The organism is Stenotrophomonas sp. Steno-Z10-HUANG (genome assembly GCF_056393075.1).
The window spans coordinates 270,330-282,562 of record NZ_JBWJPA010000002.1 but is presented as its reverse complement, the minus strand read 5'-3'; the positions used below and the strand labels follow the sequence as shown (position 1 = coordinate 282,562).

Genomic DNA, 12,233 nt, shown 5'->3' with positions numbered 1-12,233 from the left:
CTACCTTGCGGATTGCGTGCATCATGGGGGAGTGAAGGGGGAGTGGTCGTGAATTTTCAATAATGAATGGTGATCCCGCCCTTGACCTGGATCAATGCGACATGGCGTCGCAGCGGTGAACGTGCCGCGCGCGCGGATGCGATCATGCACGTTCCGGCGAATCGATTCCCTCCTGCAGGTTGCCCGTCTTGAGTGAAGTTTCCCCCCCGGCCGACGCCGCCCGCCAACGGCGCCGCCGGCACCAGCAATGGCTGACCGCGCTGGCCGGCGCGGCGCGCGGGCAGCAGCGGGTCGCGGCGCTGGCCGCCTGCCTGTCCGGCGCCCTGCTGGTGGCGCAGGCCGGGGCGATCGCCTGGCTGATCCAGGCCGTGCTGGTCGAACACCGTCCGCTGGCATCGCTTGCGCAGGTGTTCGCCGCGCTGGCGCTGGTCCTGCTGCTGCGCAGCGCGCTGGGCGGGCTGGCGCAGAAAGCGGCCGGCGAAGTGGCCGACGCCGCGCGGCTGGCGTTGCGCGAGCAGGTCTACCGGCGCCTGCTCGGCCGCGGGCCGCTGTGGCTGCGGCGCCAGCGCAGCGGCGAGCTGGGCGAGCTGCTGCTCGCCCATGGCGATGCCATCGAGGGCTACTACGCCGGGTTCCAGCCGGTCCGGGCCGAAGTGATGGTGGTGCCGCTGCTGATCGTGGCGGCCGTGGCCTGGGTCGACTGGACGGTGGCGCTGATCCTGCTGTGCACCGGGCCGTTGGTGCCGGTGTTCATGATGCTGGTGGGGCTGGGCGCGGAAGCCGCCGGCCGCGAGCAGTTGCAGGAGCTGGCGCGCATGGGCGGGCACTTCGCCGACCGCATCAAGGGGCTTGGCCTGTTGCGCCTGTATGGGCGCGGCGAGGACGAGCTGGCCGGCATCGCCACCGCGGCCGAGGGCGTGCGCGTGCGCACGATGAAGGTGCTGCGCATCGCTTTCCTGTCCTCCACCGTGCTCGAGTTCTTCGCCTCGGTGAGCGTGGCGATGGTGGCGCTGTACCTGGGGCTGAGCTACCTAGGGATGCTGTCGCTGCATGCCACGGTGCCGACGCTGGGCGCGGGCGTGTTTTGCCTGCTGCTGGCGCCGGAGTTCTATGCGCCGCTGCGGCGGTTGGCCGCGCATTACCATGACCGCGCCAACGCGCTGGCGGCCGCTACCGAGGTCGAGCGCCTGCTCGACGGCGGCGACCCGACGGCGGCGGATGCCACCGCGCCCGCGCCGCCCGCGCGGGTGCCGGAACCGGCCCAGGCGCGGGCGGCGCTGCTGGTGGCGTCGTCGCTGGTGCTGCGTCCCATCGGCGCGGGTCACGACGTGGTGGCGGATTTCTCGCTGGACATCGATGGCGGGCAGCGCCTGGCCCTGGTCGGGCCCAGCGGCAGCGGCAAGAGCACCGTGCTGGAGGCGCTGGCGGGCTGGCTGCCGCCGCGGGGGGGGCGCATCGTGCTGCGTGACGGCGCGCGCGTGGGTTACGCCGGGCAGCGCCCGTACTTGTTCCACGGTTCCATCGCCGACAACCTGCGCCTGGCCGACCCGGGCGCCAGCGACGCGCGGCTGCGCGCGGTGGCCGAGGCCGCGCAGGTGATGCGCTTCGCCGCACAGTTGCCGCAGGGGCTGGATACGGTGATCGGCGAGCGCGGTTTCGGCCTGTCCGGCGGCGAGGCCCGCCGCATCGGGCTGGCGCGGCTGCTGCTGCGTGATCCCGACCTGCTGCTGCTGGACGAGCCCACCGCTTTCCTGGATCCACGGACCGAGGCCGACCTGCTGCAGTCGCTGGCCTGCTTCACCCGTGGCCGCGCGGTGCTGATGGCCACCCACAGCGCAGCGGCGATGCAATGGGCCGATCGGGTGGTGCGGCTGGATGAGGCGGTGCGCGCATGAGCGGCGGCGATTCCCTGCGCGCGGTGTTCGCCCGGCATCGCGGCCGCCTGTTGCTGGCGGTGATGCTGCTGCTGGTGACGATGCTGGCCGGCGTCGGCCTGCTGGGGCTGTCCGGTGGGTTCCTGACCGCCGCGGCGCTGGCCGGGGCGCTGGGCGCCGGCGCCACCTTCAACTTCTTCTCGCCGTCGGCGGGGATCCGCGCATTGACCTTCGTGCGCATCGTCTCGCGTTACTTCGAGAAGCTGGTCGGCCACGACGCGACCCTGCGCATCGCCCGCGACCTGCGGGTCTGGTTCTTCCGGCGCGCGTTGCCGCTGGCGCCGGCGCGCCTGGGGGGCACGCGCACCGGCGAACTGCTGGCGCGGTTGATGTCCGACATCGGCGAAGTGGATGGCCTGCTGGTGCGGGCGGTGGGGCCGCTGCTGGCGCTGGCCGGCATCGCGCTGGCCAGCATCGCCGTGGCCGCCAGCATCCATTGGCCCGCGGCCGCGCTGTTGCTGCTGCTGTCGCTGCTGGTCGGCATCGGCGTGCGGTTGCTGGCCGTGCGCCGCGGCGATGCCGGTGAGGCCGCGCGCGCGCGGCATCGTGCGCGGCTGCGTACGCTCGCCTACGAAGGCCTGGAGGGCGCAGCCGACCTTGCCGCGCTGGAGGCGCGCGACGCCTGGTGCGCGCGCGTCGACGCCGCCGCGCGCCAGCTTGGCGGCGACGACCACCGCCGCCGCGGCCGGCTGATCGCCGGCAACATGCTTCACTCGGCCTGCGCCGGGCTGGGCCTGCTGGCGATGCTGTGGCTGGCGCTTTCCGCCTTCCAGGACGGCAAGGTGACGGCGCCGCTGGCCGCCACGCTGGTGTTCCTGACCGTGGCACTGCTGGAAGTCGCCGCCGGCTGCGGGCTAGCCTGGCAGGCGCTGCAGTCGGCGCGCGTATCGGCCGGGCGGCTGCAGGCCATCGTCGACCAGCCGCCCTCGGTATCCGACCCGGCGCGGCCGCGCCCGCTGCCGGCACCGCCGGCCACGCTGTCGTTCGAGCAGGTGGTGTTCGCCTGGCCTGGCGAGTCCCGGCGCCTGCTCGATGGCATCGACCTGCAACTGCGGCCCGGCGAACGCATCGCCATCGGTGGTGACAGCGGTTGCGGCAAGACCACGTTGTCGGCGCTGTTGCTGCGCCTGTGGGATCCGCAGGCGGGTGCGGTGCGCTGGGGCGGGGTCGACCTGCGCGACGTCGCCCAGGCCGATTGGCATCGGCATGTCGCCTGGCTGCCGCAGGGCGCGCCGGTGTTCGCCGGCAGCATCGCCGACAACCTGCGGCTGGGCCAGCCGCTGGCCGACGACGCACGGCTGTGGGCGGTGCTCGAACAGGTACGGCTGGGCGACTGGGCGCGCCGCCAGGGCGGGTTGGCGGCGTGGGTCGGCGAGAACGGCGCCACCCTGTCCGCGGGCCAGGCGCGGCGCCTGGCGTTGGCGCGTGCGCTGCTGCGCGACGCGCCGTTGATGGTGCTGGACGAGCCGACCGAAGGTCTGGACGTGGATACCGCCGACGCGCTGCTGGTCGACATGGCGGCCGCCTTGGGCCCGCGCAGCCTGCTGATGATCACCCACGGGCATCTGCCCGACGGGGTAGTGCACCGCCAGTACCGGTTGCAGCGCGGGCGCCTGTTGCCCGTGGACGGCGGGGCGCAGGGCTGAGGCCGGCGCAGGGATCGCGCCGGCCAGTACCGCCGGCGCGCCGCGGCGCGCGCGCGATATCTCGCTCCGGGGCATGCCGTGGCGGTCTTGCGCGGCACGCCGCGCGGAGGGATGACCGGTGCTCTGCGCATGCGGGGACCTGGCTGTGGTCATCGATAGCGCGTGCCGTCGACCGTGGGGGGCGGAAGTTGGGGGCGCCGGTCGTGGGGCGCGGTGCTGGCGGCGGCGGGTTCGCGTACGCGCAGGAAGCGCGCGAAGCGCGGCAGGCCGTTGCGGGTCAAGCCGTTGTAGCGGTAGGTGACCAGGCTGCCGATCGCGGGCGGCGCCATGCGCTGGGCATCCTTGAAGCCGCTGCCGATGCGGAAGCGGGCGCCGTCGGCGCGCTCCACCAGCAGCGCGCCGAGCAGGCCGGCGTACTTGCCCTTGCCGGGCAGGTGTGCGACCACCCGCGCGTCGGCATCGTTCCAGGATTTGAGCTTGAGCAGGCCGGTACTGCGGCCGGCGATGTAGTGGTTGTCCTGGTGATGCAGCATCAGCCCTTCGCCGCCGGCCGCCACGATGGCGGTCAGATGGCGGTGCAGTGCGCGGGTGTCGGCGATGCGCTGTTGCGGAACCAGCGCCAGGGTCGGCGAGGCGGCCTTTTCGACGAGGGCGCGCAGCGCCGCCAGGCGCTGGCTGAAGGTGCCGCCGTGCCCGGGCAGGTCGAAGACCATCAGCCGCAGGCTTCGCCAGTCATCCGCGTCGGGCGGATAGCGGCGCACGCTGCTGCTGGCGTGTTCGAAGCGGCCGCGCCCTGCCCACAGCTCGCCGTCCAGGGGCTGCGGCGGCCAGCCGCGGGTGAATCCGTCGGGGGCGTCGATGCGGTGGCCGGCGCGGGTCCACAACGCGTGCCCGTCCCAGCGCGCGCGGACACCGTCGAGCTTCTCGCTGACCCAGTAGCGGGAGACGTCCGGCCCGTCGCGCCACTGGCTGGCCAGCATCGGTGAAGGCACCGCCGCTGCCTCGGTGCGGGGCAGCAGCAACAGGTACAGCAGCAGGGTCCACAGGCGGCGCATGCTGGCTCCAGGAATGACTGGAGTAACAGCGTGCGCGCGGCGCAGGGGATGGTTGGATCGGGCGCGGCGCCGGCAGGGTGTAGGGACCTGCCACGCCGCAGCGTGGGTCAGGAACCGGGCAGGGAGTCCAGGAAACCGCGCACGGCTGGGCCGTAGCGGTTGTAGTCCACCAGGAACGCATCATGGCCCTGCGGCGAGTCCATGCCGATGAACTGGGCGTCGGCGCCACCGGCGCGCAGGCCGTCGGCGATCTGCTGCTGCTGCTCGACCGGAAACAGGATGTCGGTGTTGGCACCGATGGCCAGCGCGCGCTGCACGTGGATCTTCGCCAGCCCGGCCATGACGTCGCCGGCGCCGTACTCGGCCAGGTCGAACCAGTCCATCGCGCGGCCCAGGTACAGGTAGCAGTTGGGGTCGAAACGGCGCACGAAGCGGCGCGCGTGGCCTTCGAGGTAGCTTTCCACCTGGAACTCGAGGCCGAACGGATCGTCGTCGCCCTGCTCCGAATCCAGCCGCACCCGGCCGAAACGCCCGTCCCATTCCAGCGCCGAGCGGTAGGTGATGACGCCCAGCTTGCGCGCCATGCGCATGCCCGATTCCGGGTAATGGGCGTCGTCGTAGTCGCCGCCGTTCCAGGCCGGGTCGAGGCGGATGGCCTCGCGCTGCAGCGAGCGGATCGCGATGGAGAAGGGCAGCGCCTGCGCGCTGCCGGAAATGTTGATGTGGGTGCGGGCGATGCCCGGATGCTGCAGCAGCAGCGCCAGTGCGGTCATGCCGCCCATCGAGTTGCCGACCAGGCAGGCCAGCTGTTGGATCCCGAGCGCGCGCACCACCTCGGCCGCGGCGTTGGCGATGTCCTCCACCGACAACTCCGGGAACGACAGCCGGTAGGGCCGGCCGGTCGCCGGGTCCAGCGACGCCGGGCCGGTGGAGCCCTTGCAACTGCCCAGCGAGTTGACGCAGACCACGAACCAGCGCCCGGTATCGATCGGCTTGCCGGGGCCGAGCATGGGCTCCCACCAGCCGGGCGCGGGGTTGCCGGGATGGCTGGCGGCGTGGGCATCGGGCGACAGCCCGGTGACGATCAGGATGGCGTTGCCGGCATCGGCGGCCAGCGTGCCCCAGGTTTCGTAGGCGATGCGCGCGCCGTGCAGCTGGCCGCCGCGCTTCATCGGGAACGGCGAGGCCAGAGCGTGGAAGCGGCTGCCTTCGGGGATGAACTCGGTCATCGGCCGATTCTACCGGCCGTGTGCCGATACGGGGATGGCAGGCGATGCCCCGGCGTTATCAGGGCATGCGCCGTGGTTACCACGGCCGTGGGCAATGCCGCCGCTGCAACCGCCACGGGGCGGCGCCAGCAGCCGGAACGACAGGGCGGGCGCCGCGGGTTGGCTGCCGGGGCGGGCCGGGCTCAGCGGGCGTGATCGTCGCGCCTGGACAGCCAGCCGTGGATCAGCCCGGCCTGGAAGAACCGCACCGGGGGCTGGAAACCACCCGCGGCGATGAGCGCGGCGATCTGCTCCGGCGGCAGTATCCCGACGTCCCGGGCATAGGCATCGCGCATGCATTGCATGGCGTCGGCGGAAACCTCGGCCGCGGCCATCATGTTCATCCATGCGCGCAGGAGCACGTCGTAGGCGGGCGACTGCACGTCCGCGGCCAGGTCGGAGCTGGCGAGGATTGCACCCGGCGCGAGCCGGTGCGCGATTTCCCGGAAGAAGCCGGTGCGGACCGTCGTATCGAGAATGAACTGGGAGACCAGGAAGCAGGTGGCCGCGTCGAAGCGGCCGCTGTCGGGCAGCGATTCCAGGTAGCCCTCATGGAAGTGGCAGCGCGCCGACAGGTTCTCCCTCGCGGCGGCCTGGCGGCACAGGGCGAGCATCGCGCCGGAAGGTTCCACCGCGGTGAACTGCCAGCCGGGGTGGTTGCGGGCCAAATGCAGCAGTTCCGCGCCGGTACCGGCCCCGACACAGAGGATGCGGGCATCCGCGGGCAGGGCGGCGAAGGCCGAATCCAGCAGCAGGTGCAGGCAGTCGCGGATCGGGTGGGTCCTGGCCCACTGCGCGTCGTAGCCGGCTGCCTGCTGGTCGAACAGTCGCGTGATCTCGTCCTGGTTCACGGCCTGCGCGCCTGCGGCCGGGTCACGGTTGGCCGAGCGTGATCCGCAGCGGTCCGCTCGCGGGCAGGGCGACCCTGACCGGTAGCGACTCCACGTCACCGTCCTGGCGCATCGCGGTGCCGCTGGCGGACAGCCGCGCGAACACCTCGACCTCGCCCAGCGCGGAAAGCTTCTGCGTGGGCATCGGGCTGTCGGCGTCGTCCAGGGTGACGGTGAGCGGCCCGGCCTGCGCCGGATGCCGCTCGACCGCGACCGGCATCGGCGGGCCACCGGGGACCCGGGCGATGACGAACACGGTGTCCTTGCCGGTGGCGGTGCGGGCCTGCAGCGACGGCGACAGCGTGACCTCGACGGTGATCGCATGCGCGCCGGCGGCACCGCTGGCCGCGGCGGGCGTGGACGGCGGCATGCCGGCGTCGGCGCGGGCGGCGTCGATCTGTTCGCGCAACGCGGCGGCGGCGTTGGGATCCAGCCGCGGCAGCAGGCTTTCCCAGGTGCGCACGGCGGCTTCGTTGTCGCCACGCTGGCGCTGCACGATGCCGGTGAGCCAGAGCGCGCGCTGGTTGTCCGGCGCCACCTTGCGGGCACGTTGCAGCCATGCCACACCGGTGTCGTCGAACAGCATCTTCGGATGCGCGCGGGCGCGCGCCTGCGCGGCTTCGACCAGCAGTTCCGGCTGGTCGGGATCCAGCTTCAACGCGCGCTCGAACGAGGCGGCGGCCTCGGCCACGCGCCCGAGTTCGAGCTCCGAACGTGCCAGCAGGACCCAGCCTTCGGCGCGCTCGGGGTGCGCTTCCAGCACCGTGCGCAACTGGGCGACCGCCTGCTCGAGGGTCTGCGGTGGCGCGGCATCCGGCGCCTGCAGCGCCGCCGGCGTGCCCAGCCACAGGTACAGGCCCACGGTGGCCACCGCCATGGCGCCGGCCAGGGTGCCCCAGATCGCGCGCTTGCCGGCGCGCAGCAGCGGCCACAGCATGGCGCCGCCGGCGACGGCGGCCAGCAGCGCGGCCAGCGACAGAAATACCGCTTTCACCATTCGCGTTCGTCCTGGTTCGCATCGTCGGCCGCAGGCGCGGGCAGGGCGCGGCCGCGCCGCTTCACATGCGCGTAGAGCAGCCCCGCGCCAGCCAGCAGCAGCACGCCCGGGCCCAGCCACAACAGCAGGGTGCTGCCTTCCATGCGCGGGCGATAGAGCACGAATTCGCCGTAGCGTTCGACCAGGAACTGCTTGATCTGTGCATCGCTGCGGCCTTCGCGCATCAGGTTCAGCACTTCGCGGCGCAGGTCGTGGGCGATCTGCGCGTTGGAGTCGGCCAGCGACTGGTTCTGGCACTGCACGCAGCGCAGCTCGGCGGCCAGCGCGTGGAAGCGCGCCTCCTCGGCGCGGTCGCGGTACTGCAGCGGGGCCGGGTCGCCCATCGGCTGCGCCATCGCCAGCCACGGCAGGCACAGCGCCAGCAGCATGGCCAGCAGCCGCGTCATCGCGCGCGCTTCCCGCCAGCCCCGGCCTCGATCTTCTCCAGCGCCGGGATCAGCTGCCGGTCGAGTACGTCCTGGGTGATGGCGCCGCTGTACTTCCAGCGCACGATGCCGCTGCCGTCCACCAGGAAGGTTTCCGGCGCGGCGGCGATGCCCCAGTCCAGCGCGGTGCGGCCTTCCTCGTCGGCCAACACCACCATGTACGGGTTGCCCAGCTGCTCCAGCCAGCGCAGGGCGTCGGCGGGTGCGTCCTTCCAGTTGTAGCCGATCACGCGCACGCGCTTGGTCTCGGCGAAGCGGGTGAGGATCGGGTGTTCGTCACGGCAGGTCGGGCACCAGCTGCCCCACACGTTGAGCAGGTACGGCGCGCCACGCAGGTCGTGGCCGCTGACCTTGACGGTCGGGTCGTGCAGCACCGGCAGCGAGAAATCCGGTGCCGGCTTGCCGATCAGCGCCGACGGCAGGGTGTCGCGGTCGGGCCGGTCGGAACGGCTGACGCCATAGAGCATCAACCCGACCAGGCCGAGGAAGAACAGCGCGCCGATGATCAGCGCGACCGGCGGCAGGCGGTGGGGATTCGGATTGGAAGGCGTGTCGGACATCAGGGTTTCTCGGGCAGCCGGCGGAAGCGGCGGTCGACGGCGGTGACGAAGCCGCCCAGGGCCATCAGCAGCGCGCCCAGCCAGATCCAGCGGACGAAGGGCTTGACCTGCACGCGGACCGCCCAGGCACCATCGCCCAGCGACTCGCCGAGCGCAACATACACATCGCCGCCCAGCGCCGGATGGATGCCGGCCTCGGTCATCGGCATGCCGCCGCTGGCGTACATGCGTTTTTCCGGGTGCAGCAGCGCGACCTCGCGGTCGCCGCGGAACACACGCACGTGGCCGCGGTCGGAGTGGTAATTGGGGCCGTCGCTGGCATCCACGCCCTCGAATGCCAGGCGGTAGCCGCCGGCCTCGACCGTGCCGCCCGGCGCCAGCGCCACCTCATGCTGGATGCTCAGCGCCTCCACCAGCAGCGCGCCGACCAGGAACACGGCGATGCCGGCATGGGCGATCAGCATGCCCCAGGTTTCGGCGTTGGGGCGTCCGCCACCGCGCAGGCGCTGCCACAGCACGTACCCGGTGCCGGCCGCCACCCACGCCGCGGCGGCGATACCGGCGGCGGTCTTGAGCTTGCCCTGCGGTGCCATGAACCAGCCCACCACGCCCAGCAGCAGCGCCAGCACCGCCCAGGGCGTCAGCAGCGCAAGCGGCCGCAGCCCCTGCTCGCGCTGCCAGCGGGTCAGCGGGCCGAACGGCAGCAGCAGCACCAGCGGCGCCATCAGCAGCAGGAACAGCGTGCCGAAGTAGGGCGGTCCCACCGAGACCTTGCCCAGGTCCAGCGCGTCGGCCAGCAACGGATACAGCGTGCCCAGCAGCACCATGGCGCAGGCGCAGCTGAGCAGCAGGTTGTTGGCCAGCAGCAGGCCTTCGCGCGAATTGAGCGCGTAGGCGCGGCGCGGATCGGCCGGCCCGCCCATGGCCGGGGCCCGCAGCGCGTAGAGCAGCAGCGCGCCGCCGATCACCAGCGCCAGGAACACCAGGATGAACAGGCCGCGCGCGGGGTCGGCGGCGAACGAGTGCACGCTGGTGAGCACGCCCGAACGCACCAGGAAGGTGCCGAGCAGCGACAGTGCGAACGCGGTGATGGCCAGCAGCAGGGTCCAGCCGATGAACACGCCGCGCTTTTCCGTGGCGGCCTGCGAATGCAGCAGCGCCGCGCCGGCCAGCCAGGGCATGAAGCTGGCGTTCTCCACCGGGTCCCAGAACCACCAGCCGCCCCAGCCCAGTTCGTAGTACGCCCACCAGCTGCCCAGGGCGATGCCCAGGGTGAGGAAGGCCCAGGCCACGTTGGTCCACGGCCGGGTCCAGCGCAGCCAGCGCACGTCGATGTGGCCATCGAGCAGGGCGGCGACGGCGAAGGCGAACGGTACCGCGAACCCGACATAGCCCAGGTAGAGCATCGGCGGGTGGATGATCAGGCCGGGGTCCTGCAGCAGCGGGTTCAGGTCGCGGCCCTCGACCGGCGCCGGCAGCAGCCGCTCGAACGGGTTGGAGGTGAACAGCAGGAAGGCCAGGAAGCCCACGCTGATCAGGCCCATCACCGCCAGCACCCGCGCCATCACCACCGGCGGCAGGCGCCGCGAGAACCCGGCCACCGCCGCGGTCCACAGCGCCAGCACCAGGGTCCACAGCAGCAGCGAGCCCTCGTGCGCGCCCCACACCGCCGAATAACGGTAGATCACCGGCAGCAGCGAATTGGAGTTCTCGGCCACGTAGCGCAGCGAGAAATCCTGGCGCACGAAGGCCAGGGTCAGCACCACGAACGCGCCCAGCACCGCGGTCAGCTGCAGCAGGGCGGCGGGGCGGGCGATGGCGACGAACGGGGCGATGCCGCGCTGCGCGCCGACCAGTGGCAGGACGCTCTGCAGCAGTGCCGCCAGCAGCGCGAGGATCAGCAGGACCTGTCCGATCTCGGCGAGCACTCAGCGCGACTCCGCCGGAGTGGCCGTGGCCGGGACCTGGTGCTTGTCATGGGCCACGCCCATCTTGTCGGCCAGTTCCTTGGGCATGTAGGTCTCGTCGTGCTTGGCCAGGACCTCCTCGGCCACGAACACGCCGCCAGCCATGCGCCCGGTGGCGACCACCGCCTGGCCCTCGCGGAACAGGTCCGGCAGGATCTTGTCGTAGGTCACCGGCAGCTGCGCGTCGCCGTCGGTCACCTCGAAGCGCGCCAGCAGTGCGCCCGGGGCGCGCTGGAACGAGCCCTTGGCGACCATGCCGCCGAGCCGGAAGCGGGCGTCGGGCACAACCTTGCCGGCCTTCACTTCGGCCGGGGTGTACAGGTAAGCGATATTGCGCTGCAGGGCGGTGGCCACCAGCGCGGCGGCGATGCCGGCCACGGCAAGCACCAGCAGCACCAGCAGCAGGCGGCGGCGTTGGACCGGACTCATCGGCTCAGTTCCTGGTCGCCGGGCGCGGCGGCCGCGGCAGTGCGGCTGGCGCGCGCCAGGCGGTTGCGTACCTCGCGCAGTTGCCGCCGCACCTGCAGGCGCGGGATGGCGAAGTCCCAGGCCAGCACCACGAAGAACACCGCGTAGGCCAAGGCGACGTACTGGAAATAGGTCATGTCAGTTTCTCCACGCGCTCGCGTACCCAGGCCTTGCCGGCCTCGCGGCGCAGGTTGTCGGCACGGGCGCGGGCAAGCAGCGAGCCGGCGAACCAGAACTTGGTGGCCAGCACCATCAGCCACAGCGGCAGGATCATGCTGCCGTCCATGCTGGATTCGCCGAACATGCGGATGGTCTGGCCCTGGTGCAGCGAGTTCCACCACACCACCGAATAGCGGATGACCGGCAGCAGCACCACGCCGACGATGGACAGCAGCCCGGCGGCGCGCGCGGCGGTGCGGCGGTCGTCGATGGCGCCGTACAGGCCCATCACCCCCAGGTACAGGAACAGCAGGATCAGCTCGGTGGTCAGGCGCGGGTCCCAGTCCCACCAGGTGCCCCACATCGGCTTGCCCCAGATGCTGCCGGTGAGCAGGGTGATGAGGGTGAAGGCGGCGCCGATCGGCGCGCAGGCCATGGCCAGGATCTCGCACAGCTTGACCCGCCAGACCAGGGCGATGGTGCTGTAGAGCGCCATCAGCCCGAACACGAACAGGCTCATCCAGGCCGAGGGCACGTGGATATAGAGGATGCGGAAGCTGTCGCCCTGCTGGTAGTCGGCCGGCACCACCGCCAGCGCCTGCCACAGGCCGAAGGCGAACAACGGCAGCGAGGCCACGTAACACCATGGCGACCAACGGGCGGCGAAAGCGTCGAAATAGGCAGGGGACCCCAGCCGATGGAACCAACCTGGCAAACCTTTGAACATCCGCTCGCTCGTCGAGGAAAACGATGGCGGGGTGGACCCCATCCACCCCGTTGCCGGGCACCGCGAAGCACGTGCGC

12 protein-coding genes are annotated in these 12,233 nt (G+C 72.0%); 2 read left to right on the top strand and 10 right to left on the bottom strand.

Annotated features, from left to right (window positions below; translation table 11 throughout):
- Positions 1–188: 188 nt before the first annotated feature.
- The gene (gene cydD / locus AC06E6_RS04285; RefSeq protein ID WP_478060404.1) at positions 189–1,895 is read left to right on the top strand and encodes a thiol reductant ABC exporter subunit CydD; all 1,707 of its coding nucleotides are present in this window, start codon (positions 189–191) and stop codon (positions 1,893–1,895) included.
- Positions 1,892–3,580 (top strand): thiol reductant ABC exporter subunit CydC, encoded by a 1,689-nt coding sequence (gene cydC, locus AC06E6_RS04280; RefSeq protein WP_478060402.1) that lies wholly within the window; start codon positions 1,892–1,894, stop codon positions 3,578–3,580. The genes cydD and cydC overlap by 4 nt, the downstream gene beginning before the upstream one ends.
- A 149-nt stretch (positions 3,581–3,729) precedes the next feature.
- Here the strand turns inward: cydC and AC06E6_RS04275 are convergent, their stop codons facing one another.
- From AC06E6_RS04275 to AC06E6_RS04230, 10 genes are all read right to left on the bottom strand, one after another.
- Entirely contained in the window at positions 3,730–4,635 is a 906-nt protein-coding gene (locus tag AC06E6_RS04275) for a DNA ligase (protein ID WP_478060401.1), read from the bottom strand.
- 107 nt (positions 4,636–4,742) lie between these two features.
- Complete coding sequence (gene metX / locus AC06E6_RS04270) at positions 4,743–5,864, bottom strand: homoserine O-acetyltransferase MetX (RefSeq protein ID WP_478060400.1); 1,122 nt, start codon at positions 5,862–5,864, stop codon at positions 4,743–4,745.
- Positions 5,865–6,046: 182 nt separating this feature from the next.
- Positions 6,047–6,754: a class I SAM-dependent methyltransferase gene (locus AC06E6_RS04265; protein WP_478060399.1), complete on the bottom strand. Its 708-nt coding sequence runs from the start codon at positions 6,752–6,754 to the stop codon at positions 6,047–6,049.
- Positions 6,755–6,776: 22 nt separating this feature from the next.
- The gene (locus AC06E6_RS04260; RefSeq protein ID WP_478060398.1) at positions 6,777–7,790 is read right to left on the bottom strand and encodes a tetratricopeptide repeat protein; all 1,014 of its coding nucleotides are present in this window, start codon (positions 7,788–7,790) and stop codon (positions 6,777–6,779) included.
- The gene (locus tag AC06E6_RS04255) at positions 7,784–8,236 is read right to left on the bottom strand and encodes a cytochrome c-type biogenesis protein (RefSeq protein ID WP_240212659.1); all 453 of its coding nucleotides are present in this window, start codon (positions 8,234–8,236) and stop codon (positions 7,784–7,786) included. Before AC06E6_RS04255 ends, AC06E6_RS04260 begins: the two co-directional genes overlap by 7 nt.
- A complete protein-coding gene (locus tag AC06E6_RS04250; RefSeq protein ID WP_240212660.1) occupies positions 8,233–8,835 on the bottom strand; it encodes a DsbE family thiol:disulfide interchange protein in 603 nt (200 codons plus the stop codon). Before AC06E6_RS04250 ends, AC06E6_RS04255 begins: the two co-directional genes overlap by 4 nt.
- On the bottom strand, positions 8,835–10,763 hold the full coding sequence (locus AC06E6_RS04245; RefSeq protein WP_478060397.1) for a heme lyase CcmF/NrfE family subunit: 1,929 nt from the start codon (positions 10,761–10,763) through the stop codon (positions 8,835–8,837). The genes AC06E6_RS04250 and AC06E6_RS04245 overlap by 1 nt, the downstream gene beginning before the upstream one ends.
- Positions 10,764–11,231 (bottom strand): cytochrome c maturation protein CcmE, encoded by a 468-nt coding sequence (gene ccmE / locus AC06E6_RS04240; protein WP_240212662.1) that lies wholly within the window; start codon positions 11,229–11,231, stop codon positions 10,764–10,766.
- Entirely contained in the window at positions 11,228–11,407 is a 180-nt protein-coding gene (gene ccmD / locus AC06E6_RS04235) for a heme exporter protein CcmD (RefSeq protein ID WP_104938642.1), read from the bottom strand. Before ccmD ends, ccmE begins: the two co-directional genes overlap by 4 nt.
- Positions 11,404–12,156 carry a heme ABC transporter permease gene (locus tag AC06E6_RS04230; RefSeq protein WP_240212663.1) on the bottom strand — a complete coding sequence of 251 codons (753 nt, stop codon included), beginning with the start codon at positions 12,154–12,156 and terminating at the stop codon, positions 11,404–11,406. Before AC06E6_RS04230 ends, ccmD begins: the two co-directional genes overlap by 4 nt.
- Positions 12,157–12,233: the final 77 nt, after the last annotated feature.